Origin of the sequence: Candidatus Tisiphia endosymbiont of Temnostethus pusillus (assembly GCF_964264675.1) — a bacterium.
Lineage (GTDB): Bacteria > Pseudomonadota > Alphaproteobacteria > Rickettsiales > Rickettsiaceae > Tisiphia.
The window spans coordinates 45376-71360 of sequence record NZ_OZ183472.1; the positions used below are offsets into that span (position 1 = coordinate 45376).

A 25985-nucleotide genomic window follows, 5' to 3' on the forward strand; every position below is an offset into this window, starting at 1 on the left:
GGTGTACATGAGTAACGGAGCAGCCATAGTACATTTTTATGTCACTACTGTTAAGAGTCCTTACGAGCGTCATTGCGAGGGGTCGCGAAAAAGCGGCGACGCGGTAATCCAGGATATGCAAAGCGTATTAGAAGAAACAGCTTCGCTGTTTATTTGGATCGCCACGGCATCCAAAGATGCCTCGCGATGATGATTATAGAGAAATGTAGAGTACTATGGCTTACATCAAACTGAGGTTAGCTATTTATCATAATTGGCACACAATAATAATTTTGATCAGGTGGTTGTGTCTATATCAGAAGATATTACATTAATAAAATTCAGTAATGTATCTAAACAATTTGGCAAAAAGTTACCCCTTAATAATATTAATTTTACCGTTAAAAAAGGTGAGGTTACGACTTTAATTGGTCCAAATGGTGCTGGGAAAACAACAATAGCTAGATTAATCTTGGGATTAGACAGTGCCTCATCTGGTAATATAACAATTCACCCCCATCTAAAAATTGGCTATGTACCGCAGAGGCTAGATTTTGCTTCAGACTTACCAATTACAGCTGAAAATTTTTTATATTTATTAGCCTCAAATGCTACTCGCAATGATTGGCAAGAATGGAATAATTTTATTAATTTTGATAATTATAAACATCATGATATTTCAGAACTTTCTGGTGGTCAATTTCAGAAGCTAATTCTAACTGCTACCTTACTCAACAATCCTGATCTAATTATTTTAGATGAACCAACTCAATCATTAGATGTTACTAGTCAGCAAGAATTTTATCGGATTATTAATCAAATAAAAAAACGTCTAAATATTACAATTTTTATGATATCACATGACTTATTTACTGTGATGAAAAACTCTGACCAAGTTATATGTTTGAATGGACATATATGTTGTAGTGGTAAGCCTAACGATTTAGCACAGAACCAAGACTTCCTAAACACCTTGTCATCAATTGGTTTTTATGTCCATCATCATGACCATAAACATTAGATATTTTTGGCAAACTCACTTGGGCATTGCCTGCAATGAAGGATTGGTAGAAATATACCTCATGACATATTATACCCACCATTAATTGACAACGTTTCCCCAGTAATAAAACCAGCTTGCTCATCTGCTAGATACTCTACGGCTCTAGCAATTTCTTCTGGTCTACCCAACCTTTTCATTGGCACAGCTGCTATTATTTGCTCTAGTACATTAGCTGGTATCTTTTCAACCATTGATGTTTTAATATACCCAGGAGCTATACAATTTACCGTTATATTTTTAGAAGCTGATTCCCTAGCTAACGCCTTAGTAAATCCTATAATTCCAGCTTTAGCAGCAGAATAATTAGTTTGCCCTATTTGTCCTGCCTGAGCATTAATTGAACTAATATTAATAATTCGTCCGTAATTTTGATTTCGCATTTGGTTAATTACTGCACGGCACATATTAAAGCATGAGCTAAGATTAACGTTAATCACTTCTTGCCACTCTTCTTCAGTCATTTTATGCATCATCGCATCCCTAGTAATACCAGCATTATTCACTAGGACACTTACTGGACGACCAAATTCATTTTCAAGTTCCTTTATTGACCTAAAACATTCAGCATAATTTGCTGTATTCCATTGCTTAGTTTTAATAGAATAATTTTCACTAAAATCTTTAGCAGCTTGGTAATCACTATAAAAATTTGCTACAATGGTAAAGCCTCTATCCCTTAATGCTATAGTAATAGCCTTGCCTATCCCCCTTGTTCCCCCTGTAACTACTGCTAACTTTGACATAATATCTATAACTCGTCTACAGCTTCAACAGATTCTACCTCGGGGATAAAATGTTTAAGCATTGATTCAATACCATTTTTTAAAGTAATAGCCGAACTAGGACAACCTTGGCAAGCTCCACGAAGTTCTAATTTTACCACTCCATTTTCAAATCCTCGATATATTATATCACCTCCATCCATGGCAACCGAAGGACGTACACGTGTTTCAATAATTTCTACAATCTGTTGTTCGATTTCAGACATCTCGTCAGAATTATTTATGGCAGATTGACCATTTTCCCCATCAAAAGCAGTAAAACCAGCAGTAAAATGATCCATAATAATCATCAAAATTTCAGGTTTTAAAACTAGCCAATCACTTTCTTCTTCTTTAGTAACGGTAATAAAATCACTACCAAAAAATACAGATTTTACGTTATTTATACTAAATAATTGAACTACTAACCTGCTTTTACCTTTTGCCTCATCAAGATTACTAAAATGAACCGGTCCATTAGGGCTAACAGGTATGTTAGGGAAAAATTTTATCGCATTAGGATTAGGAGTAATTTCAGTTTGAATAAACATATACTTTTTCCTCGATAAAAAGAATGATCTTGATAAAAATGAATGGTACCCGCGGCCAGACTTGAACTGGCAAGGGTTTGCACCCCACGGATTTTAAGTCCGTTATGTCTACCATTCCATCACGCGGGCAAGGTCAGGTTATTTTAGACTCTATGAAGATTGCACAGACTAATAAAAAAAACGTTAAAAAGCAAGTATTTTTACTATAAAACCTCATTTCTTCTTGATTTTCATCGAGTATATAGCTAAACCGGAAAGGTTTCAGCCAAAAAACCGTCATTGCGAGGAGGCGATGAAATCGCCGACGTAGCAATCTAGAATACGCGAAACGTTACTCTAAAAAAACAGCTTTGCTGTTTACCTAGATCGCCACGGCATCTAAAGAGCCTTGCTATGACGATTATAGAAAAATGTAGGGTACTATGCCTTTCGTTACAGAATATATCATATATTTATTCTTGACTAAGCTTTTCCAAACAAATTTTTTCAGTAATTTTTTGCAATTGTTCTACCCTGCCAATTAAATACAGCAACCGCTCCTTAGTAATCCTGTAGTGTTTGTCATATCTTGCTTTAACATAAGCATCTCGGAGTAAGTCAAAACATGCTTTTTGCTCTTCACTTTCATAGGGAAATATTTTGCAAAGATCATGATAGAAAATCCGTGCAATTTGGTTTAGTTCTAATAGATCATGCAATTTAGGTTTATAACCATCAAATACTAACAAAATAGCATTATAAAAACTCTCGGTAGCTTGATGAAGTAAAAAGGCTGATTCAGAGTAATTGTCATCTTCAAAAAAAGCTTTTATTCCAATGAATAGTCCTTTTCCTCTACCAAACCAACATTCATATTCTTCTTGAGCTATTGGTTTGCGTTCCGACCATGGCAAGTCCTTAGCTTCCGATAGCACAAATTCCCCAGTATCATATAGCAAAATTCCTTCATTTCTAATATCACGAAAAAAATACTTACCTTTCGCGAGTTGGTTATTTACAAAGTGAATAGGCTCAAGTATAAGTGTCACTGATGGTTCTTTCATAGATACTAATGGATCTTTGGTAATATCTATAGGGAATTTTCTATCTAATCTTTTATATATGTTATATTTTAAGTTAATAGCTTTATATCCAGCATATTTTCCTTTTTTTAAGATCAGTAACAGATCTATATCGCTCTGATAAACATAGGTAATATGATTCTCTGTGTACACGTCTTGTACCCAATCCCCTCTAGCATATGAGCCAAATAAAACTATCATTGCTATTTTTGATTTGCCAGCAGCTAAGATTTCTTGGACAATAATGTCTAATCTTTTTTTAATAACTAATGAACGTTCAGGTAATGTGGTTTGCATAAGATTACTTTTATTAATCCATCAGATTACTATAACATAAAATAATGCTACCACTAAGAAGGCAATCGTTATAATGCAAAATATTTTAAGTAATATAATTAACCCTGTGCGGAGCTTAATACAACTAATATAATCTTCAATTACCACACGCATACCAAGCATTGAATGATAGAAAGCGGTAATAAGCAGTATTCCTAAAGGGACAATATTGTAAGGTCTTTGTAAAGTACTAACAAAATGAGTAAAACCCTCTCTAGTAGCATATTTAATAAAAAATATTAGCCAAATAGAACAAATTGCTAAAATAATAGCTGTTATTCTTTGATGCAACCAGTGACTCGAACCACTTTTTGCTGAACCAACCCCTTTAGCTTTTGCCAACTCTGTCCTTAAATTATTATTCATATAGAGGCCTTAAGTTAAATTATTATTTCACCTTACGTATAACACCCATGGCAATTTAAAAGTCATAGGGAAAACAACCTAGCGTCATTGCGAGGAGTGCGTAAGCACGACGAAGCAATCCATTTCTAATTACTTTATGGATTGCTTCAACCACTACGTGGTTTCGCAATGACGTCTTGTACTTTTCTGCAATTTTTAAATGCTATACGTAAGGTGAATCACTAATAGACACTTAGAAATTTATAAACAATAGATATCTTTCGAAACTCGCTTGTGCTGAGGAATTTGAAGGAGTCACGGAACGCAAAACCGCAGCGTACTTAGGCGTACGTGAGGATTTGAGTACCGGAACGACGTACAAATTACCAGCAGAAGTAGAGTTTCGAAAGATATCTAATATTAACAACCTGTTCTGGTTAGCTATAACAACCAAAAAACTAACATCATCAATATCGAAGCTACTACCACAAACCAACCTGTGAAGTTAATAGCCCTTATTGAAAAGCAATGTCCACTATCCCAAATTAAGTGACGCACCCCATTACATAAATGATAAAACCATGCAAAACTTATGAATATTAGAGGAATTCTAAGTAAATTACATTTAAAGCACTGTAAATATTCAGGATCAAATTTACTAAAAGCTAATAAAATAAAGCACCACGACAATATTGATAGTCCAAAAAATAAGCCTATCCCCGTTATACGATGCAAAATAGACAAAACGGAGCTTATCTGCTTTTTATATATCGTCAAATGAGGAGAAGTAGGTCTACTATTATAAATTTCCTGCTTTGTTTTTGTCATAAGTTTCTGTCATAAATTATCTATAGGTGTAATCTATATCCTAAAACAAATTCAGGATGAAGCCCCTATAACTCTAATAGCAACAGTATAAACGCTAGTTAGAAAATACTCAAGTTTTCATATTGTATTGTATTGTATTGTATTGTACAATAACTATTATACAATAATGAAGTTAATTTTATGAGAACGATGAGTATTAGTTTAAACGAGACCTTATATGATAAATTAAAATATATGATTCCTTCTAAAAAAATTAGTAACTTTGTAAGCAATGCTATTGCTAAAGAATTAGAAAAAAAGGAACTGGAACTTACTTTGGCATATAAAGATGCAGAGCAAGATAATGAACGTCAAAATTTGCTAAAAGAGTGGGATGCAATAGATGACATTAGTAAAAAATAAAGAAATAATACGAGGCAATATTTATTGGGTAAATCTTGATCCAACAATTGGAACTGAAATTCAAAAAACAAGACCTGCAATAGTTATATCTAATAATATTCAGAATAAAATATCTAGTAGAGTAATAATTATCCCCATTACCTCAAATATTAATAATATTTTTCCTTTTGAAGTAAGAGTTACAGTTAACAACAAAACTGCAAAAGCGTTAACTGATCAAATTAGAACCATAGATAAATCTAGATTGGGAGAGTTTATAGAACAGTTGAATAAAACTGAGATTATTAATATTGAAAAAGCTATTAAAGTTACTTTAAGTTTGACTTAAGTAACCTAGGTTTGATATAACAAGTTATCAGTATCATCTCTGCTCGGGTTGATGACATAGGGACTATTACTCCTTATACTTCATCTCCATAGAGTAAGGCACAACCTTTGAAAATATTTTACCAATTATTGGTACTTTAGTGATAACGTTACTTGCAAAAAAGAAAGAAGGTATTACATTACCTTTAAGCTTCATTTGATGTTTATTAGTATCAATTGTACCTTGCATTGTAAAATCAAAAAATGGTCCGGTAGCTGATGTATCAGCAATATTTATGGTATTACCTATATAACTAAATCTACCTGTCATGTTTTTAAACATGATATCCTTATTATTTAATATAAAACTCATAAAACCTGGAAAAGAAACAACCGATACCATTCTAGTAAGAAAAGGCACATCGGTGGTAACAAAGCGCTTTATATCAAATGTTCCATCTACGATTGGTATCACTTCTCCCTTTCTAGCATCATATCTTTTTGTATCAAGTGTTAGATTTATAATACCAGATTTCATTTTATTATACATACCAATACCTCTAAATAAAGCTCCAGCATTATCACAGGTAACTATCCATTGTTCTAAATCTTTTTTATCTGTAAGTAGCATTTTAAAAGATTTAGTACCAATTTTTGAATTTAAAGAACCAGAAAAACATTTGATTTTATTACAATCAATTTGTAAATTAAGCTTATCAAGCATTATATTATTTTTTAACCTTACCCTATCTACATCAACTGTTAAATGAATATTTTTTGGATCTCCTTCTTTCTCTAAGAATTGCATCATATTAGATTCAGACAAATCTAGTTGTCTTCCCTGAATTTCAGCATTCAAGCTATCTTTACCTAAAAGCAATTTCCCTACTAGATCAGTCGTATTATACTTCATTACAGGTAAAGTAACATCATACTTATCTTCTGCTACTTTAACCTTACCAACTATTTTTAAGTTATTTTCTCCCGAAAGATTAAAATCAATATCACCATTTAGGTTATCATGTAACTTGCCAGTTAAAGTAAAGTTAGCTTCACTACCAAGTTTTTTATGTATAGATATTTTATCAATATAAAATTCTAAGTTTCTGAGGTTAGTATTGGCTTTAATTAAGCTTTTCCCATCTTTTTGTTCTTTATATTCAAAATCTAGAACAGTACTACCTGAGATTAATTTTAATATACCAACCTTTTGGTTATTACCCATAATGGTAGTTTTTACTTTTAATAGATTCTGATAATCATCTTGGTTATTATCAGTAACATTAACATCGATAAGTAAATTACTGTCATAGCCATTAATTTTACCTATACCGATCAAATTTACCTTATCGCCATTAAATTTTCCAGTTATTTTGGCATTTTTTAATATAATATTGTCACTAAATGCTTTTCCATTTACTCCCGTTATTATTGTAGAAATGTCATAAGTATTTTTGATAACTGGGCTAATTGGTATTATTATGCCAATTTTTGAGTTAGCGATTCCAGTAATTTTTTTAAGATCGATCCCTTGTTTTTTTATCTTGTTATAATCCTCATTTGATATGAAATCAATTAAATCGTTAACACTCCCCTTAGCATCAGCATTAACAATAAAATTTGATTTATCCACCCCTTGCCAATCAAAAGTTATTACCCCACCTGAAATAAGACTATTACTACTATATGCTTGATTTAATATGAACTTAACAGATAGCCCAGATATAGTAACATCAGTATCAATTTTTCGTAAAGGGGGATAGTCTTTATCATATTGATATTCAAGATCTACAACATGCAGCTTAGCCTTCAATGCAGTTTCTAAGGAAATATTCTTTTCTAAAGAATTTTTATCAAAATTAAAATCAAATTCTCCATTTCTAATATAACCACCTTTCATATATTCCTGTAGAAATAAAATTACTTGATTATCAGGAATAATTTTCTCAGCAATTTGATAAATCATTATAGGAATATTCTGAGCATTACCACTTGCTTGAATTATGCTACCATCCAATACACTATTGAATAATAGATAGGCTTTATCACCAAACTCTAGTTTGCAATTGATCGATTTCTTAGAAGCTCTAGAAATTTTACTGTTATAGGAACAAAATCCTTCACCATCAGGTAATTTCTCACCATAACTATCAAGCAAAGAGACATTTTTTATAGGCCCCAAATTTAACTGTGTTGCAATCTTATTTTTAAAAAAATCTACAATGGAACTAGCAGATATTTTGGCATTTATTACTAGTTGATTATCTTTAGAGATTAAGGAAAAACTATCTATATCAATAGTACTAAGAATTAAAGGCTTGGTTGTTATATCATCAATAATAAAACTGATTTTGAAATTAGTAATTTCGCCTTGGGCGTTATTTGCTAAATCCATAAAGATTTTATCGATTGATAGAATATTATTTCTTACTTGTAAGTTACCTATCCGTATTTTCATAGCTTTTTTATCAAGGATAAATTCTATTACCTTCTTAATTGGCTTATCTAAATATCCTTTACTACTACTTAATATTAATAAAGTTAAAATTACTACAACTGTACAAACTATTATGCTTAGGCTAATAAAAAATCTTTTAATGAGCATCATCTTGTTATTTAGTACTTGATCAGTTAATATATACTTTGCAACAATATAGCACAACAAACTTGTTGCACTAAGTATATACTGAAAAAAATTTGAAAATTATTTATGAATATTAGACTTCATTTTATAGGTACTGGTTACGTTGGATTAGTATCTGGCGTAATGATGAGTTACTTAGGACACGACGTTACTTGCTTAGATACCGATATTTCTAAAATCGATCAGCTTAAAAAAAATATTTTACCAATTTATGAACCAAAATTAGCTCAGTACCTACCGCCATTAGTAAAGTCTAGTAAGTTGAAGTTTACAGCCAACTACTCGGCTGAATTAAGAAATGCCCAAGCGGTATTTATTACAGTAGGAACACCACCACTACCTTCAGGGGAGGCAGATTTACAACATATTTTTACTGCTATCGATAATTTATGTGAATGGATCAACGATGATTGTTTGATTGTTATTAAATCAACTGTACCTCCAACAACATGTAACCAAATTATTGATTATTTAAAAAAAAGGAATCTTAAATTTCCTATTGCCTCAAATCCTGAATTTCTTAGAGAAGGTACTGCTGTAGATGACTTTTTAAACCCTGATAGAATATTAATTGGCACAAATAATAAACACGCAGAAGATTTATTAAAAAAGATCTACCTGCCTTTGACTACAAAGAATATATCTCTTATATGTACTGATTTGGTTACGGCAGAACTTACCAAATATGCCTCAAACGCTTTCTTAGCAACAAAGATTGCTTTTATTAATGAAATGGCAAATTTATGTGAGAGGACTGGGGCAAATATCAAAGAACTATCGATTGCTATGGGACTCGACAAGAGAATAGGTAAAGAATGTTTAAATGCTGGTCCTGGATTTGGTGGCTCATGTTTTCCTAAGGATCTCTTAGCACTTTCACAAATAGCGGAGCATTATCAATGTAACTTACAAATAGTTAATTCTGTTATAAGTAGTAATGATCAGAGAGCCTATGATATGGCGGATAGGATTGATTATATCATAAATGATAATTTGACTAATAAAAATATTACCGTATTGGGTCTTACTTTTAAGGCTGGTACAGATGATATTAGAAGCAGCCCTTCTATTAAAATCATCAAAATTCTAGTTGATAAAGGAGCTAATATTATAGCCTTCGATCCAATAGGTATGGATAATGCTAAAAAAGAGCTAAAAAATATATTTTTTGCCGATTCAGCACTTAGTGCTTGTCAAAATAGTGATATAATTGTAGTGGCAACTGAATGGTTGGAGTTTAAAGATTTAGATTGGTCGCTTATTCGCCATCAAGTTAAATCTCCTATAATTATTGATTTCAGGCATATTCTTGACGGAGATATGCTAAAATCTCTTGGGTTTAAATATTATCTTATTGGTACGCAATATGAAGTTTGATTTTATTCACTTAAGAGTACAAAGCTCATATTCATTTCTTGAGAGTGCCTTAACAATTGATCGTATAGTAGAGCTGGCACAATTACACAAAATGCCAGCGATTTGTTTAGCAGATAAGGGTAACTTATTTGGCTCACTAGAGTTTGCTCTAGCTAGCTGCAGGGCAGGAGTACAACCTATAAATGGGGCAATTGTAAACGTTGCTTTTACTAAAGATAATTTTGGTGAAATGGTGCTGATTGCTAAAGATGAGGTAGGTTACAAAAATTTACTAAAAGCAGTTAGTGCTAGTTTCACTGAAAATGATCGCAAAATTTGTAATCATATTACTTTTGATGATTTAGTTAAGTACCATGAAGGGCTTATTATCTTATCCGCTTATACTGATGGGATAATTGGTAAAAGCCTGATTGATGGAAACGAAGAATTAGCCATTTTTTGGACCACTAAGCTACAAAGCATTTTTGGTGATCGTTTCTATTTTGAGATTATGCGGCATAATTTAGCAATAGAACAATCTATAGAAGCAAATTATATAAAAATAGCCGATGACCTTGGTATACCACTAATTGCTACCAACAAAGTATTGTTTAGCGATGTTAACATGCATGATGCACATGATGTATTATTATGTATATCTGCTGGTGTTAGTAAAGAAGAGGAGAATCGTAAAAAGGTTAGTACTGGTTGTTATTTTAAATCACCAAAAGAAATGCTAGAACTTTTTAGTGATTTACCTGATGCTGTACAAAATACCGTACATTTAGCCCAAAGATGCCATTTTATGGCACATGCTAATCCACCAATGTTACCAAATTTCTCTAGTCTAGATATTAATGAAATAGATCTAATTAAGCAAAACTCCACAGCAGGATTACTATCAAGACTTGATACAAAATTTAAATGGGAAAATATTGCCATAGATAAACAGCAAGATATTAAACAACAATATCTAACTCGTCTTAATTACGAACTAGATATTATTTGTCGGATGGATTTTGCTGGCTATTTTCTTATAGTCTCTGACTTCATAAAATGGAGTAAAGAGCAAGGTATTATGGTAGGACCTGGTAGAGGCTCTGGGGCAGGTTCAATAGTTGCTTGGAGTCTTCTTATCACTGATCTCGATCCTATTAAATTTGGTCTACTATTTGAGCGTTTTTTAAACCCTGAACGTATATCAATGCCAGATTTTGATATTGATTTTTGTCAAGAACGGCGAGAAGAAGTTATTAATTATGTACGTTCTAAATACGGGGATAATAAAGTTGGTCAAATCATCACTTTTGGTAAGATGCAGGCAAAAGCTGTTATCAAAGATGTATCACGAGTTCTTGGCTTGCCTTATAAATATGCCGAATATCTAACTGAGCTTGTGCCATTTAATGCTGTTACTCCCGTTACATTAAATCAGGCTATAAAGGAAGTAAAGGAGTTGAACAACGCCGCCCATGGCAGCGGTCTATATAATTTAGATGGTCAAGAGGAGCTAATAAAACAAGTATTGGATACATCCTTAGTGCTTGAGGGACTTAACAGGCATGCTTCTACACATGCAGCGGGAATCGTTATAGCTGGCAAAGATTTAGTAGAAATATTACCAGTTTATAAAGACCTAAATTCGGATATGTTGGTAGTACAATATTCTATGAAATATGCTGAGATTGCTGGTTTAATTAAATTTGATTTTTTAGGTCTGCAAACTCTGACTGTTATTACTAAATGTCTAGAATTATTAAAACAGCAAGACATAAATATTGATTTTACTAATATGCTATTTGATGATCAAAAAACTTATGAACTACTGTGTAATGGTAGAGCTACCGGTGTTTTCCAGTTTGAAAGTAGTGGAATGCAGGATGCTTTAAGACGTCTAAAACCTGACTCCATCCAAGATATAATAGCGTTAGGAGCATTATACCGCCCTGGTCCTATGGATAATATACCAACTTATATTGCTTGTAAGCACGGTTTGCAGCTACCAGATTACTTGCATGAGATGCTTAAACCAATTTTAGAAGAGACTTATGGAGTTGTTATATATCAGGAACAGGTCTTAGAAATTGCCAAAGTAATTGCCGGCTATAGCTTAGGTGGAGCAGATTTACTTCGTAAAGCCATGGGCAAAAAAATAAAATCTGAAATGGCAGAGCAAGAAGAAACTTTTATTAAAGGTGCAATAGCTAACAATATTTCACGCCAGCAAGCAGAGTCTATTTTTACAACAGTGGCTAAATTTGCTAGCTATGGTTTTAATAAAGCACACGCCTCAGCTTATGGTGTAATATCTTATCAAACCGCCTATCTGAAAGCAAATTTCCCAGCCGAATTTTTGGTAGCTTGTTTAAATCTTGAATTAAATAATCATGATAAAATCAATCTATTCATGCAAGAAGCTAGAAATAACAACATTACTATTATTCCTCCTAATATCAATCTTTCCACTGGTTATTTTAGTACTACTCATGAAGAAGGAAAGACATTTATCATCTATGCCCTAGGTGCTATCAAAAGTGTCACAGCTACTTTTGGCAAAATATTAGCAGAAGAAAGAGTTAAAAATGGTAAGTTTAAAAATATTATAGATTTTATTGAGAGGCTATCGCTTAAATCTATTAATCGAAAATTATTAGAGAATCTTATTAAAGCCGGGTGTTTTGATACGTTACATTCTAATCGTAATCAGTTACTGTTAAGTATCGCTAAACTTTTAGCTTACGCCTCTTCCTATCATGCAGAAAAAGTTTCTGATCAATTTAGCCTGATTAAGGTAAATTCTGCAAGTCAACAAGTGTTAATTGAAGCAGAACCACTTGATAATAATACTGTCTCTTCTTATGAATTTGAAGTATTAGGACTATTCATTACGCTACATCCATTATCAAGATATCAAGATTTGCTAGCTAGGCTTAATATTGCAACATCACTTGACTTACAAAATGATAGTGGTGCTACTTCTAGTAGGCAGATAAGGATAGCTGGGGTAATACAAAAAAAAGATTCACGTATGTCATCTCGTGGAAGGTTTATAACCTTACAACTATCTGATCAGTTTGGTATTTTCGAATTAACTATTTATAGTGAAGAAATACTTAAAAATTTTGTTCACTTACTTGACATTCAATGTCTAGTTGTGGCAAACTGTGATTTGTTTAAGGATGCTGGAGGAACAAGGTTAATCGCTAAAAGCTTCACAACTATTGACGATATAATGAATGAAGAACGACTAGAGATAAAACTCTATCCACAAAATCATTATGAACTATGTCAAATCGTTGATTTGCTTAAAAACCGTATTAGCCCTGAACGTAGTAATACAAGAATAATTTTACTGCTTAAAGTGAGTATACAAGATGAATTTCAAGAGTTGGCTAGGTGTACAAGTGGTGAGCAGACTAGGCGTAGTCAAATCGTTGTTCCTACGCGAAGTTCCATCGTGCCACAACGCCAACACTTGAAAGGCAAAGGGTATATAAATAATAACTTTACTGCTCGAGTCCATTTACCAGAAATTTTATGTCTAGAAACTGAAGATTTTGAATTTTTAAATCGGTTTATGTTAGGTTCTAGTTAACCTGAATTCGATGTAACTTGTTACATCGAATTCAGTATTATATATAGAAACAATCAGGTTTGAAGCGGCTGCCCACCTGATTGTTAAAATATAATACTCCATTCAATATGTGATTTTAATAATTAAAATCACATATTGAATGATGAAAAAAGTTAAAAAATCGTCTATTAGCGAAGTGCTATTGTAAGGCTTAAACCGTCATTGCGAGAAGCCGCTGCAAGAAGCGGCAACGTGGCAATCTTGTGAAGTAGTACTCAAATCACCTAGAGGTCACCTAACAAAGGCAGATATTACTTCATGAGATCGCCACGTCGGCGATTTCATCGTCTCCCTCGCTAATAGGCGGTTCTTTGGCTAAAACCTTTCCAGTTTAGCTATAGCTTCGATTAATCCTTTAAATAAATTTAAATCTAAATCATTAGGGTTTAAATATTCAGGATGCCATTCTACTCCTATAACAAATTTGTGATTTATTGACTCAATTGCTTCAATTATTCCGTCCGGTGCTGTTGCTGCAACTTGGAGCTCCTTGCCTATTTTTCCTACTGCTTGATGATGGCTCGAGTTAACCATACAAGTTTGCTTATTTCCCGATAAGTTTGCAAGAATAGTGTTTGGTTCTATCGTTATAGAATGCGATAATGTATGTTTGGGAGCAGGCTGCTCGTGGTTAATAGTTGTAGTTACCCCTGCTTGTGACTTTATGTAATCAGGTATATGCTGGATAAGGTTGCCACCACATACTACATTTAACATCTGCATACCACGACATATTCCAAGGAATGGCATATTCTTTTCTAGAGCTTTTTGGATAAGTAGTAACTCAAAATTATCACGTTGCTCGTTGGTAGCTGTTCTATCACAAGTGAATTCTTGACCATAAAATTTAGGGTGAATATCCTCATCACCACCAGGAATAATTAGCCCATCGATAATTGACAGCATCACTTCAATTGTATCATATTGATAGGGTAGCATTAAGGGGATTCCCCCAACTTTTATCACGCTATCTGCATAATTTTGTCTAATTGCATACCAAGGAAAAGGAGCATAGGCATACTTTTCAGAATTATTAGCCAAATCTAGAGTAATCCCTATTACTGGTTTTTTTTGTATCATATTAACCTTATCGCTTTACCATGCGAGTACCACAAATCATGTCATGTAGAAACTTTTTCTCATTAGTACATATCATGCAGATAATACTTATAATCCCCAATATTACAGTACTACTTATTAGTGCTAATATAATAAATCTAATCAACGATTTTAAAAAGCTTATTCGCGTACCATCCTCGTTTATGATCTTCATACCTAAAATATAGCAACCAAGAGTTGCTTGCATTGAAGATGACTCAAATATTGGATCATATAATATTGTTAATGATAGTATTATTGATGTCGAAATGAAAGAATCAGATAGTGTATCGGCTAGTGGAAGGTTACTTAGTAGTATCATAATAATACAAATTAGAAGAAAAATAATTAAGAAAATTCGATCCAAAACTACAGCAATAGATCTTCGCCAAAACCCACAATAGATATATTCATTCATAAAATTAGTTTCCTTTATGTGATGTTTCAAAAGTATGAAATGGTGGTGGAGATGATACTGACCATTCAAGGGTATCAGCCCCATCACCCCAAGGATTATTTGGGCATTTTTTGCCATATTTCATAGTATAAATAACAATAAATACAAAATAAAGAGCTGCAATAAAGGAAATAACTGCTCCGATAGATGATACCATATTCCAGCCAGCAAAGGCGTCCGGATAATCCGGTATTCTTCTTGGCATCCCAGCTAATCCTAGAAAATGCTGAGGAAAGAATGTCAAATTAACACCGATAAAGGTAACCCAAAAATGTATTTTGCCCATCATCTCAGGATATTGCCGCCCTGACATTTTACCAAACCAATAATAGAACCCAGCAAATGCGGTAAATAAAGCCCCAAGCGACATGGTGTAATGGAAATGTGCTACAACATAATATGTATCATGTAAAATTCTGTCGATTGCTGAATTTGATAATATTATGCCGGTAACTCCGCCAATAGTAAATAGCAAGATAAACCCTATGGAAAACAACATAGGCGTTTCAAAAGTAATTGATCCTCCCCACATTGTGGCAATCCAGCTAAAGATTTTGATACCAGTAGGTACAGCTATAATCATAGTACCAGCAGTAAAATATATTAATGCATTGTACGAAAGACCAACAGTAAACATATGGTGAGCCCAAACTATAAAGCCAACAAATCCTATAATTACCATAGCTACCACCATACCAAAATAACCGAATATCGGTTTACGGGAGAAAGTAGAGATGACCTGACTGACTATCCCAAACCCCGGTAATATTACGATATATACCTCTGGATGACCAAAGAACCAAAATAAATGCTGAAATAATACTGGATCTCCACCCCCTTCTGGTTTAAAGAAAGTAGTACCAAAATTTCGGTCAGTTAATAACATGGTTATTGCACCGCCTAGTACCGGGATTGCTAGTATCAGCAAGAAGGCAGTAACCAAAATTGACCAAACAAATAAGGGCATTTCAAATAACCCCATACCATCAGTTCTCATATTAAAGATAGTGACAATCATATTAATTGAACCAAGAATGGAGGAAAGCCCTGTAAGATGTAAGCTTAAAATAGCCATATCGACAGCAGCCCCAGGATGCCCTACTAGACTACTTAGAGGAGGATACAGTGTCCAGCCAGTACCAGCTCCTCCATCAACCAAACCTGACAGCATTAATAATATAAAAGCAGGGACAAGTAGCCAAAAACTTATATTATTTAGCCTAGGAAAAGCCATATCCGGGGCACCTATTAAAATTGGTACAAAGTAATTACCAAATCCACCAAATAAAGCTGGCATAATCATGAAAAATACCATAATTATCGCATGAGCAGTAATTAATACATTGTATAGCTGATAATTACCACCTAGTAGATGCCCACCGGGTACTGCTAGTTCTAACCTAAAAATAACAGAAAATAATCCACCAACAAGTCCAGCAAATATGGCGAATATAATATACATTATGCCAATATCTTTATGATTGGTGGAGAAAATCCATCTTTGTAACCCCTTAGGGGTTTCGTGATGATCAGATATTACTTCTGCAAGAGGTCTAATAGAGGCTTTATCTTTAAGTGTCATAATGGTTACTATTTACATTCTTTAAGTTGATCAATATCTGCACCTACTATGACTTCGATATTTCTAGTAATTTTATCATAATCCCAGTCCCACCATTTTATTTGTGCTAATTTGTCTACTATGTCTTCTGAGAATCTTTTTCTAATAATTCTACTAGGATTACCTACAGCTATAGAATAGGGTGGTACATCCTTGGTGACCACTGCATATGCTCCGATAATTGCTCCGTCTCCTATTGTTACTCCTGGCATAATGACTGAATTCGTACCAAACCACACATCATTACCAACTATTGTACTTCTAGCTTTGTTGCAAGTTGGAGTATAATTATTCCAACCTTCAAAAATAAAAAATGGATAAGTAGAAAAACCATCCATGAGATGGTTTACATCATCCATGATGAAGGTAGTTCCTTTGGCAATAGCACAAAACTTACCGATAATTAATTTACACTGATGACAACCTATAACATTATTACGTTCAAACTGTTCTGGATAGTGGCTATCATGATAGTAACTATAATCACCTACCATTATGTTAGGATTATGAATAAAATGTTTTAAAAATATAGTTTCTTTAACCTGTTTTGCGTAAAGATGGGGATAATGCTTGTTGAAATGTACCATAGTAACTCTTTTATTTAATTTATTTGAAGGCTAATTTTTTGTTAGTCTTCATATTCATAGAGAATTTTGACTTTGCCATAATCAACCAGTTTTGAAATTCTTCCTTGCTTACCACTTCAATGGCAATCGGCATAAAAGCATGGTTAATACCACAAAGCTCTGAACACTGACCATAATACACACCTTTTTTGCTAATTTTAGTCCAAGTTTCATTGATTCTTCCAGGAACGGCATCCATCTTTATGCCCAGTGCTGGTACTGCAAAACTATGTATGACGTCTCCTGCCGTAATTAGAAATTTTACCGTAGTATTTTCTGGTATGATAATACGGTTATCAACTTCTAATAATCTTTTTTGACCAGGTTTTAAGTTTTCATCAGTAATTAAATAACTATCAAATTCAATATTCTCATGATCAGGGTAGATATAGTGCCAATACCATTGATATCCTACAACTTTAACCGTCATGTCTATCTCAGGGATTTTTTCGGCAAACCGTAAAATACGGAACGATGGTACAGCAATAATAACCAAAATTATTATAGGAATTATCGTCCAAATAACTTCAATCAATATATTATGAGAGAACTTTGCTGGAATGGGATTGGCTTTGGCATTAAATCTAATACAAACATACATTAGTAAAACGAAAATAAAGACAACTATCCCTCCTGATATGAGTAGCAGGAAATTATGAAACCCTTGTAGCTCCTCCATAAGAGGGCTTGCTGGAGTTTGTAGCAACATTTGCCACGCCTGAGGTTCTGATGCTAAGCAATCGTGAGCAAATAAAAGATATAAAATTATAAATTTTTTCATAAATAATACTTAGTGGGCTTAACTCCATATGCTATAGTTAGACAATAATAAGATGATATGTAGTTTTATTAAAGTAAAAAATATGGGATGGTAAAAAAATTTGAAGAATTTATTATTAAATTATTGGAGATTCAATTATGAAAAGTGTGGTACGAGAGTTTAACAGACGAATAAGTATCAGCAAAGAATTGATGGAAGCCTCAGGAGGGGTTCTAGTATTAGGAGTTGTTACAGCAAAGGTGCAAGTAAGTTCATTAAACCAAAGCTTATGGGATTTGTTGCAAGATAGTGGCAAAAGTCAAAAAAAACATGCTCCTAAAACAATTAGTGAACTAATTCCTATTAAAGCTTTACGCGATGCTTACAAGAACTTAGGGGTAAAAGTTTCTAGTTACCCGGGCTCTAATGAAGCTTTATTAAAAAGAATTCTTTCAGATAAGGGATTATATCAAATTAATACGGTTGTAGACATAAATAATTATATTTCTATTACTTCATTACGGTCTGTAGGATCTTATGATTTATCTAAGTTATCAGGAGATATTGAATTTCGACCAGGAAAACTAGGGGAAACTTATATTGGTACTACAAAGAGGGCAATTAATCTTGAGCATTTACCCGTGTTATGTGATCAGGATGGACCATTTGGCAGCCCTACATCTGATTCAAGTAAGGCCTTAATTCAGGACTCAACAACTGATCTTATTACAATAATTTTTAGTTTTGATGGAAATCAGTTGTTACAAGAACAAATGCATGAAATGACAAGGTTATTAACACAATATGCTGGTGCTACTAATGTGCATACTTATTCGATCAAAGATGGGTTTCAAGAATTACTTCTATAATTTGAAGAATTTATTATTGACTTTAAGCAGCCTTTTGGTACGATTCGGCTACTATAGCTAACCTGATTAGCGTTGCTCCGTCATTGCGAAGAGGCGTTAGTTTAGCTATAATGAGTAGATTTTTTAAAATGATTTAAGATTACAATATGGCTGGTCATTCAAAATTTAAAAATATTCAACACCGAAAAGGTGCACAAGATAAGAAAAGAGCAAAAATTTTTACTAAGTTAGTTAGAGAAATTATTACTGCTGCTAAACTAGGGGCTGATATAAGCAATAATCCACGATTGCGAAGTAGTATAGCGGCAGCTCGTAGTCAAAATTTGCCAAAGGAGCGAATAGATAAGGCAATAAGTGCAGCAAGTGATTCGAGTAATAATGAAAATTATACAGAAATTAGATATGAAGGCTTTGCTCCTGGTGGGATTGCGATAATAATAGAGGCTTTAACTGATAATAAAAATCGTACGGCTGCGGAAATTAGAGCAGCTTTTAGCAAATTTGGTGGTAATTTAGGTGAAACTGGAAGTAGCAGTTATATGTTTGATCATCTTGGAGTAATACAATATCCGGCAAATTTAGCAACAACAGAAGCTATGTTTGACAGTAGCCTAGAGGCTGGGGCAAAAGATGTGATTTCTGAAGAAGATACATATTTAATCTACACGGATATTGAGAACTTTATGCAAGCTGTTGATTTTCTGACCAATAAATATGGACATCCTGAAGAATCTTACGTAGGTTGGGTGCCTAAAAATACCATAATTATAGAAGATAATGATAAAGCAGAGAAGCTATTAAAATTAGTGGATATTTTAGAAGAAAGTGATGATGTGCAAAAAGTTTTTGGTAATTATGAATTATCTGACGCAATTTATGAAACTATGAAAGATGCTTAATATGGATTGCCAAGTTATTGTTTTAGCTGCCGGTAATGGGAGAAGAATGGAATCTTCGTTACCAAAAGTAATGCACGAAGTTGGTGGTAGACCTATGCTTGATAGGGTGATAACAAATGCTAACAAAGTGACTAACGATATCATTTTAGTTCGTTCATTGCAATTAGAAGAATATACCTCTTCTTATAAGGAGGTTTGTAAATTTGCATTACAGCTAGAACCTCTTGGTACTGCTCATGCAGTATATACTGCTTTAGACTTAGTTGACGATAATAAAATTGTAGCAGTGCTGTACGGAGATAATCCTTTAATCACCGCAAATATTATTAATGATTTACTAGACCACCTAGTTTCTACCAATTCAGCCATTACAACGTTATGCTTTAGACGTGATAACCCGGGGCAATATGGACGAATAGTTACTGATGAACTAGGATATTTCTTAAAAATTGTGGAATTTAAAGAGGCAACGAGTGAAGAACAAGCTATAACAATTTGTAATTCTGGTATTATGGCTTTTGAAGCTGGTATATTAAAAAAATATCTACCTAGTATTTTTTTAGGTAAGGTTGATAGATCAAAAGAGTTGTATTTGACCGCCCTTGTAAAAATAGCTAAGGATAGCGGAGAAAAAGTATCATATTTGCTATCTTCAGACCACGACATAGTGCTTGGAGTAAATACTAAACAGGAGCTAGAAGAAGCTAATAAAACTATTGCTAAGTTAATGGGCAGGTAATACACACAAAATTCTTCAACGTAACTTAGCGTTTGCAATCACAATGATTTTACGCATTAATGCTACCATCGCCACCATTTTCTTTTTTCCTCTATTGATCAATTTTTCATAAAATACCTTCAGTTCAGAGTTAGAATTTCTAGCAGCCATAGCAGCTACAAACAACATAGGTCTAACAAAATTTCGACCATGACCTGTATGTCTATATCCGCTATATCTACCGCTAACCTGAATTCGATGTAACAAGTTACATCGAATTCAGTGTTATATTGTGGTCATGTTAGTTCATTTCTTAATAATTTTCATTAGACTTCTTTCGAAACTCTACTTCTGCTGGTGATTTGGACAATGATGCGGTACTCGAATCCGTAACGGAATTAGAGTACGCTGCGGTTCGAGGTGAAGCGTCTCCTTCACACCCTTGTGCACAAGCGAGTTTCGAAAGAGGTCTATTATACATTATTTTCTTTAGAAATCGATCGAAGCAAATGTATTAGTAAGAAGAATTATTATTGCTACACCTGCTATTAAAATCATGGTTGATGACATAGTGACAAGTAGGAATGGCATCTTTGGTAGTTAATGCTACTATGTACATTAACTACTGATTGCAATTATGCTACGCTGCAGGGTGTAAAGGTAATTTTATTATAGAGTAAGAATTGATTGATGGTGATATATCGAGAGTACTAAAAATTTCAACAAGGGCTGTGGTGAGGTCATGAATCATTTGGTAGGTATGGTTAGGTGTTGGGATGATTCTTAAACGTTCTGTGCCACGTGGTACTGTTGGGAAGTTAATATGCTGAACATAAATATTATAGTTATCTAGCAACATATTAGAGGCTTGTTTGGCTTTAATTGGATCGCCAATAATTATTGGTATAATATGGCTATCATTTTTAAAATAATTCACTTTAGCTTTATCAAAAGATTCTTTTACCTTGGCTATTACCTTTTGGTAAGTTTCCCTCTCTATATTATAATTTTTTAAATGACGAACACTGGCAGTTGCTGCTGAAGCAATAACTGGGGGTAGAGAGGTGGTGAATATAAAACCTGGTGCAGTAAGCCTTATAGAATCGATAATTTGACGATTGGCTGCAACATAACCACCAATAGTGCCATAAGCCTTACCAAGCGTTCCTTGGATCATATCAATTTTATCAGCACAACCCTGAAGATCGGCAATGCCAGCACCATGCTTGCCGTATAGACCCACTGTATGTACTTCATCAATAAAGGTTAAAGCATTATATTTTTTAGCTAAGTTCACTATTTTTTCTATGGGAGAAAATAATCCATCCATAGAATAAGCTGACTCAAAAACAATAATCTTTGGTCTATTAATATCCACTCCTTTGAGTAATTCTTCAAGATGTTGAATATCAATATGTCGATAAATATGTTTTTCAGCTTTTGAGTTACAGATACCGGAAATAATAGAAGCGTGATTTAATTCATCTGAGAAAAAAACTATATTAGGCATTATTTTTGCCAGTGTTGCAAGGGTAGTATCATTGGCAACATAACCGGACGTAAATACTAAAGCTGATTCTTTATTATGTAGGGTTGCTAGTTCTTGCTCTAATTCTATTATGCAGCTATTATTGCCGCCTATATTTCTTGTGCCACCAGAACCAATTCCATATTTGGTTGTAGCCTCTAGAGCAGCTTTGGTAACATCTGGATGCTTACTCATACCAAGATAATCATTGATACACCACATAACAATTTCTTTATCACCATGCCAAGCAGACGGAAAGTTATCTGCCTGCCTTTGAACAGGAACAAATTCACGATATCTGCCTTCTTGTTTAATTCTAGTTATGTGATTATCAAATATATTATTATAGTTAGACATTATATTATTTTTTTATACAGTTTAAAACCTACCTAACCTCAGGTTACCTACGTCCAAATAATCGCTCAATATCTTTGAGTTTGAGTTCGATGTAAGTTGGTCTACCATGATTACACTGACCAGAAAATGGGGTTTTTTCCATTTGTCTTAATAATTCATTCATTTCTTCAGAAGATAATTTACGACCTGCTCTGATAGCATAATGACATGCATAGGTTTCTGTAACATGTTCAATCAATTGAATCAAGGAAATATTTTCACCAAGATCAGATAAATTATCTGCCAAGTCTTGGATAAGTCGGTTTATATCGGTATTTCCAAGTAAGCTTGGACTCTCTGATACAATGATAGATCGCTCGCCAAATTTTTCTAGGCTTAAACCTAATTTAGAAAGATCATCCTTTTTATTATACAATAAATCAGCTCTTTTGACATCCGGTAATTCTACTATCTCAGGCATGAGTAATCGTTGCTTAATTAAGCCATTGTTACTTATCATTTGCTTAATTTTCTCATATCCCAAACGCTCATGTGCTGCATGTTGATCTACGATAATAATACTATCTGCTGTTTGTGATATTATATAAGTGCCGTGTAGTTGGGCTCTCGCTGCTCCGAGTAGCACATTAGGTTTTTTGCATAACTCTACTTCTGCTGGTAATTTAGGCAATGGTGCTAGACTCGAATCCATAACGGAATTTGCCATACTGCTTGAAGGATGAGGTTTCAATCCTCCTGCAGATTCCCTAGTAGAAGTGAATTTTGCAAGAGGTTTATTATTACAATCTAGGTCTAGGATATCATCCTCTAGCACTTCTACTTTAGCATGTGGGTCTGTCTTTATTAATTGTTGCTGAACATTAGAACTATCATTGTGCCTAGGGATGGTTAAATTTTGAGCCTTATAAGTACTGATATTATCAGATATACTTAAACCATTTGGATATACTTTGTCAGAAGAAGAGGCAGGGTTCTTTTGAAATGCCTTATTTGTTTTAACAAAGTTAGTAGTAGTATTTCGAAAAAGACCTAAGGCAGTTGTGGCAATATTCGTTGACACCATATGACTTCTAGTGGCAAGGGCATCTTTGATAGAGCTTATTAGTAATCCCCGTATAGTACCCGGATCATGAAACCTTACTTCTGTTTTGGCAGGATGTACATTAACGTCGACCATGTGGGGATCTATCTGTAGAAACAAAACTGAAACTGGATGTCTATCCCGAGCTAAATAATCCTGATAAGCTAGTCTTAGAGCGATTTGTAGTAATTTATCCTTAACGGGTCTATTATTAACAAATAAAAACTGATCCTCAGCAGAAGCTCTATTAAAGGTAGGAATGCTGGTAAAGCCATATACTGATATTTCCGGTCTTTGTAGATTAATATGGACAGAATTTTCAATAAAATCATAACCCAATATATCAATTATTCTTTGCTTTAACAGATCATCAAAATTTCCATCTTGACCTTTTACTTTTATGATATTTTTGCCATCATGAGATAAATTAATACTGATTTTAGGATGAGCTAATGCAATTTTCTTGATTACATCAACCGAAGCTGCCAATTCAGTTTTATCAGATCTTAAGAACTTTAGTCTTGCAGGGGTGGCAAAGAATAAATCACGTATTTCAATCTTAGTACCCTCGTTATGAATGGTAGGTTTAATCTCTCTATTATGCCCACCGCTAAGTTGTATATGATAAGCCCTATCAGCCCCACGTGCCTTTGAAGTAATCAACATCTTACTTACAGAACCTATTGAAGGTAATGCCTCTCCGCGAAAGCCAAAAGTGTGAATATTTTGTAAATCTGACTCATCAAGTTTAGAAGTAGTATGACGTTCTACAGCAATTTTTAGATCTTCTTCAGACATGCCTATTCCGTCATCAGAAATAATAATAAGATTTTTCCCTGCTTGCTGTAAGCTTATATCTATCTTAGTGCTAGCTGCATCAATAGCATTCTCAACTAATTCTTTTACTACCGAAGCTGGTCGTTCAATTACTTCCCCAGCAGCGATGCGGTTTATAGTACTATCTGACAGGAGTTTTATCTTCATTACTTACTAACACAAATGTTTTACTACAATAAGGACACACAATAGAGCCTTTGGTTGAATCAATCTTCAAATAAATTCTTGGATGATCAAAAGGTGGTTCTTTGCCAAAACATGATACGGATGTAGAGATAGTCTCAATAATTTCCATATTTTGCATAAATTTGAAGCTATATAAGAGTTTTTTAGTATCTTACTACTATAAAACATAAGTGAAATTTATTCAAAATAAAAATCACTAATTATATTAGTGGTCTAGAAAATAATGATATAATAGAGAAAGAATCCTTTCACCAAACCATTTTATTAAATTGTTGGTAAAAATTTTAAAAATCATTTTACTAACCACTATAATCATTATGGTGATAAGGAAACTATAAATAATATCAGCTGGGTAATGCATAGCAAGAGTAATACGTGAGACTGCCACTAATAAAACAATCAAAAAGGCTATAATTTTTTGCCACATTGTTATATATGACCAAATACAGTAAGATACCATTAATGCTAATCCGGAGTGACTGCTTGGAAAACTGGATAAACATCTTTCAACTTCAACATTAGCAATTGTTACAAAACTATTAAGAGGTAATGAGCAAAATGGTCTAGGTATATTAACCGAAAACTTAAATAGAGCATAAGTACAACCGAATATAGCATAAATTATACCAATCATTACCATTTTATTATATATAGACCAAAATTTGATCTGACGCTGATTAAAATCTTGAATCTTTTTTAACTGGATATAGAAATATCCACAATATATAAAATAAACGATAGCAAAGTTGGTAATATTAAAACAATAAGAGATAATTTGTAGAATATAAGCTATTATGCTAAAATGGTTAGTAATTCTATTGATCCACAAGAATATCTCTTGATTAAGACCATGGAAATTATATAAAAGTTCAAACATTTTCAATTTCAATTTTGTTTGGTTTAAGTATATGCTACAAATAACAGTGCTAGGATGTGGCTCATCACTTGGTATGCCGATAATTAATTGTGATTGCAATATATGCACTTCTACTTCAAGTTACAATAAAAGAACTAGATCATCAATATACATCGATGATGGTAATAGTCAAATTCTTGTTGATTTTGGTTTTGATATCAAGAATCAATTAATGCGAGAAAAGATTAAAAAATTGGATGGTGCTATATTAACCCATTATCATGCAGATCATGTTAACGGTATTGATGAGTTACGTGTATTTCCATTTTTCCAAAAAATACCACTAGAAATTTTTTCTGACAGTAGCACAGCATTGAAAACTGAGAATCGTCACCAACATTTATTTGCTCCAGACAAACTGATTGCAAGACCGGTAGATTTTTTTGCAAAATTTAAAATTAATACCATAGATGTACAATTCTTCAGACAACATCATGGTCCTATAGATAGTTTAGGTATTAGAATGGATGATTTTGTATATTCTAGTGATGTGCTAGCTTTTCCGGCAGAATCTAAACCATTCTTGAAAAATATCAATGTTTGGATATTAGACTGTATGGCGTATGAATCTAATGATTGCCATGCAGGATTAGATAAAGTTTTACAGTGGAACGATGAATATAAACCTCAACAAATATTATTAACGAATATGAATCATTTTATTGATTACCATGAGATATCAAAAATATTGCCAAGTAATATAAAACCTCTATATGATGGTTACAAATTTATAGTTTAACAAACCTGAGTTACCCCAATTCGGGAT

The 25985-nt window shown here is 33.4% G+C and carries 24 protein-coding genes, 1 tRNA gene and 1 pseudogene; 9 read left to right on the top strand and 17 right to left on the bottom strand.

Annotation, left to right across the window (positions count from 1 at the left end):
• Positions 1-304: 304 nt before the first annotated feature.
• Entirely contained in the window at positions 305-1000 is a 696-nt protein-coding gene (locus ACFEL2_RS00240) for a metal ABC transporter ATP-binding protein (protein ID WP_375332413.1), read from the top strand.
• Between the two features lie 59 nt (positions 1001-1059).
• Here the strand turns inward: ACFEL2_RS00240 and ACFEL2_RS00245 are convergent, their stop codons facing one another.
• The 6 genes from ACFEL2_RS00245 to sdhC all read right to left on the bottom strand — a co-directional run bounded on the left by ACFEL2_RS00245 (position 1060) and on the right by sdhC (position 4924).
• Positions 1060-1785 carry an SDR family oxidoreductase gene (locus ACFEL2_RS00245; protein WP_341751469.1) on the bottom strand — a complete coding sequence of 242 codons (726 nt, stop codon included), beginning with the start codon at positions 1783-1785 and terminating at the stop codon, positions 1060-1062.
• A gap of 5 nt (positions 1786-1790) precedes the next feature.
• Positions 1791-2354, bottom strand: a complete 564-nt coding sequence (locus tag ACFEL2_RS00250; protein WP_341751468.1) for a NifU family protein — start codon at positions 2352-2354, stop codon at positions 1791-1793.
• Positions 2355-2397: 43 nt separating this feature from the next.
• Positions 2398-2483, bottom strand: a tRNA-Leu gene (locus tag ACFEL2_RS00255).
• Between the two features lie 323 nt (positions 2484-2806).
• The gene (locus tag ACFEL2_RS00260; protein WP_341751467.1) at positions 2807-3712 is read right to left on the bottom strand and encodes a HEPN domain-containing protein; all 906 of its coding nucleotides are present in this window, start codon (positions 3710-3712) and stop codon (positions 2807-2809) included.
• A gap of 21 nt (positions 3713-3733) precedes the next feature.
• Positions 3734-4117 carry a succinate dehydrogenase, hydrophobic membrane anchor protein gene (gene sdhD, locus ACFEL2_RS00265; protein ID WP_341751466.1) on the bottom strand — a complete coding sequence of 128 codons (384 nt, stop codon included), beginning with the start codon at positions 4115-4117 and terminating at the stop codon, positions 3734-3736.
• A 420-nt stretch (positions 4118-4537) separates the two neighbouring features.
• Positions 4538-4924 (bottom strand): succinate dehydrogenase, cytochrome b556 subunit, encoded by a 387-nt coding sequence (sdhC, locus tag ACFEL2_RS00275; protein WP_341748050.1) that lies wholly within the window; start codon positions 4922-4924, stop codon positions 4538-4540.
• A gap of 189 nt (positions 4925-5113) precedes the next feature.
• Between sdhC and ACFEL2_RS00280 the strand changes: the two genes are divergently transcribed.
• Both ACFEL2_RS00280 and ACFEL2_RS00285 read left to right on the top strand, forming a co-directional pair.
• Positions 5114-5326 carry a hypothetical protein gene (locus ACFEL2_RS00280; protein ID WP_341748051.1) on the top strand — a complete coding sequence of 71 codons (213 nt, stop codon included), beginning with the start codon at positions 5114-5116 and terminating at the stop codon, positions 5324-5326.
• On the top strand, positions 5307-5654 hold the full coding sequence (locus tag ACFEL2_RS00285) for a type II toxin-antitoxin system PemK/MazF family toxin (RefSeq protein ID WP_341748052.1): 348 nt from the start codon (positions 5307-5309) through the stop codon (positions 5652-5654). Before ACFEL2_RS00280 ends, ACFEL2_RS00285 begins: the two co-directional genes overlap by 20 nt.
• 66 nt (positions 5655-5720) lie before the next feature.
• Here the strand turns inward: ACFEL2_RS00285 and ACFEL2_RS00290 are convergent, their stop codons facing one another.
• Positions 5721-8240 carry a DUF3971 domain-containing protein gene (locus ACFEL2_RS00290; protein ID WP_375331995.1) on the bottom strand — a complete coding sequence of 840 codons (2520 nt, stop codon included), beginning with the start codon at positions 8238-8240 and terminating at the stop codon, positions 5721-5723.
• A gap of 108 nt (positions 8241-8348) precedes the next feature.
• On the opposite strand from ACFEL2_RS00290, the gene ACFEL2_RS00295 reads away from it, so the two are divergent.
• Positions 8349-9653, top strand: coding sequence for a UDP-glucose dehydrogenase family protein (locus ACFEL2_RS00295; protein ID WP_375332415.1), 1305 nt, complete (start codon positions 8349-8351; stop codon positions 9651-9653).
• Positions 9643-13227 carry a DNA polymerase III subunit alpha gene (dnaE, locus tag ACFEL2_RS00300; RefSeq protein ID WP_375331996.1) on the top strand — a complete coding sequence of 1195 codons (3585 nt, stop codon included), beginning with the start codon at positions 9643-9645 and terminating at the stop codon, positions 13225-13227. The genes ACFEL2_RS00295 and dnaE overlap by 11 nt, the downstream gene beginning before the upstream one ends.
• Positions 13228-13581: 354 nt before the next feature.
• On the opposite strand, the gene ACFEL2_RS00305 is transcribed toward dnaE, so the two are convergent.
• The 5 genes from ACFEL2_RS00305 to coxB are packed head-to-tail and all read right to left on the bottom strand — an operon-like array spanning position 13582 to position 17849.
• Positions 13582-14343 (bottom strand): gamma-glutamyl-gamma-aminobutyrate hydrolase family protein, encoded by a 762-nt coding sequence (locus ACFEL2_RS00305; RefSeq protein WP_341752327.1) that lies wholly within the window; start codon positions 14341-14343, stop codon positions 13582-13584.
• Between the two features lie 10 nt (positions 14344-14353).
• Positions 14354-14782, bottom strand: coding sequence for an RDD family protein (locus tag ACFEL2_RS00310; RefSeq protein WP_375331997.1), 429 nt, complete (start codon positions 14780-14782; stop codon positions 14354-14356).
• A 4-nt stretch (positions 14783-14786) separates the two neighbouring features.
• Positions 14787-16403 carry a cytochrome c oxidase subunit I gene (gene ctaD / locus ACFEL2_RS00315; protein ID WP_341751461.1) on the bottom strand — a complete coding sequence of 539 codons (1617 nt, stop codon included), beginning with the start codon at positions 16401-16403 and terminating at the stop codon, positions 14787-14789.
• A gap of 8 nt (positions 16404-16411) precedes the next feature.
• Positions 16412-17029, bottom strand: a complete 618-nt coding sequence (locus ACFEL2_RS00320; RefSeq protein WP_341751460.1) for a CatB-related O-acetyltransferase — start codon at positions 17027-17029, stop codon at positions 16412-16414.
• A 19-nt stretch (positions 17030-17048) separates the two neighbouring features.
• Positions 17049-17849, bottom strand: coding sequence for a cytochrome c oxidase subunit II (gene coxB / locus ACFEL2_RS00325; protein WP_375331998.1), 801 nt, complete (start codon positions 17847-17849; stop codon positions 17049-17051).
• A gap of 137 nt (positions 17850-17986) precedes the next feature.
• Between coxB and ACFEL2_RS00330 the strand changes: the two genes are divergently transcribed.
• The 3 genes from ACFEL2_RS00330 (at position 17987) to ACFEL2_RS00340 (ending at position 20335) form a co-directional block, all read left to right on the top strand.
• Positions 17987-18697 (top strand): B3/4 domain-containing protein, encoded by a 711-nt coding sequence (locus ACFEL2_RS00330; RefSeq protein WP_341751458.1) that lies wholly within the window; start codon positions 17987-17989, stop codon positions 18695-18697.
• Between the two features lie 146 nt (positions 18698-18843).
• Entirely contained in the window at positions 18844-19596 is a 753-nt protein-coding gene (locus ACFEL2_RS00335) for a YebC/PmpR family DNA-binding transcriptional regulator (protein ID WP_341751457.1), read from the top strand.
• A complete protein-coding gene (locus ACFEL2_RS00340) occupies positions 19589-20335 on the top strand; it encodes a sugar phosphate nucleotidyltransferase (protein ID WP_341751456.1) in 747 nt (248 codons plus the stop codon). The genes ACFEL2_RS00335 and ACFEL2_RS00340 overlap by 8 nt, the downstream gene beginning before the upstream one ends.
• Positions 20336-20350: 15 nt before the next feature.
• Here the strand turns inward: ACFEL2_RS00340 and ACFEL2_RS00345 are convergent.
• From ACFEL2_RS00345 to ACFEL2_RS00370, 5 genes and pseudogenes are all read right to left on the bottom strand, one after another.
• Positions 20351-20560 (bottom strand): annotated as a pseudogene (locus ACFEL2_RS00345) (IS110 family transposase); the annotation flags it as partial.
• 394 nt (positions 20561-20954) lie between these two features.
• A complete protein-coding gene (gene hemA, locus ACFEL2_RS00355) occupies positions 20955-22199 on the bottom strand; it encodes a 5-aminolevulinate synthase (protein ID WP_375332000.1) in 1245 nt (414 codons plus the stop codon).
• A gap of 43 nt (positions 22200-22242) precedes the next feature.
• Positions 22243-24264 carry a DNA mismatch repair endonuclease MutL gene (mutL, locus tag ACFEL2_RS00360; protein ID WP_375332001.1) on the bottom strand — a complete coding sequence of 674 codons (2022 nt, stop codon included), beginning with the start codon at positions 24262-24264 and terminating at the stop codon, positions 22243-22245.
• Complete coding sequence (locus tag ACFEL2_RS00365; RefSeq protein WP_341752326.1) at positions 24239-24412, bottom strand: zinc-finger domain-containing protein; 174 nt, start codon at positions 24410-24412, stop codon at positions 24239-24241. The genes mutL and ACFEL2_RS00365 overlap by 26 nt, the downstream gene beginning before the upstream one ends.
• 96 nt (positions 24413-24508) lie before the next feature.
• The gene (locus tag ACFEL2_RS00370) at positions 24509-25180 is read right to left on the bottom strand and encodes a phosphatase PAP2 family protein (protein WP_341751452.1); all 672 of its coding nucleotides are present in this window, start codon (positions 25178-25180) and stop codon (positions 24509-24511) included.
• A 73-nt stretch (positions 25181-25253) separates the two neighbouring features.
• Between ACFEL2_RS00370 and ACFEL2_RS00375 the strand changes: the two genes are divergently transcribed.
• Complete coding sequence (locus ACFEL2_RS00375; RefSeq protein ID WP_375332416.1) at positions 25254-25958, top strand: MBL fold metallo-hydrolase; 705 nt, start codon at positions 25254-25256, stop codon at positions 25956-25958.
• The last annotated feature ends 27 nt before the right edge of the window (positions 25959-25985 follow it).

Coding starts and splice junctions, on each gene's coding strand:
- ACFEL2_RS00260 (WP_341751467.1), bottom strand. CDS start 3,712: ATGCAAACCACATTACCTGAACGTTCATTAGTTATTAAAAAAAGATTA.
- ACFEL2_RS00320 (WP_341751460.1), bottom strand. CDS start 17,029: ATGGTACATTTCAACAAGCATTATCCCCATCTTTACGCAAAACAGGTT.
- hemA (WP_375332000.1), bottom strand. CDS start 22,199: ATGTCTAACTATAATAATATATTTGATAATCACATAACTAGAATTAAA.
- ACFEL2_RS00365 (WP_341752326.1), bottom strand. CDS start 24,412: ATGGAAATTATTGAGACTATCTCTACATCCGTATCATGTTTTGGCAAA.
- ACFEL2_RS00335 (WP_341751457.1), top strand. CDS start 18,844: ATGGCTGGTCATTCAAAATTTAAAAATATTCAACACCGAAAAGGTGCA.
- ctaD (WP_341751461.1), bottom strand. CDS start 16,403: ATGACACTTAAAGATAAAGCCTCTATTAGACCTCTTGCAGAAGTAATA.
- ACFEL2_RS00285 (WP_341748052.1), top strand. CDS start 5,307: ATGACATTAGTAAAAAATAAAGAAATAATACGAGGCAATATTTATTGG.
- ACFEL2_RS00330 (WP_341751458.1), top strand. CDS start 17,987: ATGAAAAGTGTGGTACGAGAGTTTAACAGACGAATAAGTATCAGCAAA.
- ACFEL2_RS00370 (WP_341751452.1), bottom strand. CDS start 25,180: ATGTTTGAACTTTTATATAATTTCCATGGTCTTAATCAAGAGATATTC.
- ACFEL2_RS00290 (WP_375331995.1), bottom strand. CDS start 8,240: ATGATGCTCATTAAAAGATTTTTTATTAGCCTAAGCATAATAGTTTGT.
- sdhD (WP_341751466.1), bottom strand. CDS start 4,117: ATGAATAATAATTTAAGGACAGAGTTGGCAAAAGCTAAAGGGGTTGGT.
- ACFEL2_RS00375 (WP_375332416.1), top strand. CDS start 25,254: ATGCCGATAATTAATTGTGATTGCAATATATGCACTTCTACTTCAAGT.
- ACFEL2_RS00280 (WP_341748051.1), top strand. CDS start 5,114: ATGAGTATTAGTTTAAACGAGACCTTATATGATAAATTAAAATATATG.
- sdhC (WP_341748050.1), bottom strand. CDS start 4,924: ATGACAAAAACAAAGCAGGAAATTTATAATAGTAGACCTACTTCTCCT.
- mutL (WP_375332001.1), bottom strand. CDS start 24,264: ATGAAGATAAAACTCCTGTCAGATAGTACTATAAACCGCATCGCTGCT.
- dnaE (WP_375331996.1), top strand. CDS start 9,643: ATGAAGTTTGATTTTATTCACTTAAGAGTACAAAGCTCATATTCATTT.
- ACFEL2_RS00310 (WP_375331997.1), bottom strand. CDS start 14,782: ATGAATGAATATATCTATTGTGGGTTTTGGCGAAGATCTATTGCTGTA.
- ACFEL2_RS00340 (WP_341751456.1), top strand. CDS start 19,589: ATGCTTAATATGGATTGCCAAGTTATTGTTTTAGCTGCCGGTAATGGG.
- ACFEL2_RS00250 (WP_341751468.1), bottom strand. CDS start 2,354: ATGTTTATTCAAACTGAAATTACTCCTAATCCTAATGCGATAAAATTT.
- ACFEL2_RS00245 (WP_341751469.1), bottom strand. CDS start 1,785: ATGTCAAAGTTAGCAGTAGTTACAGGGGGAACAAGGGGGATAGGCAAG.
- coxB (WP_375331998.1), bottom strand. CDS start 17,849: ATGAAAAAATTTATAATTTTATATCTTTTATTTGCTCACGATTGCTTA.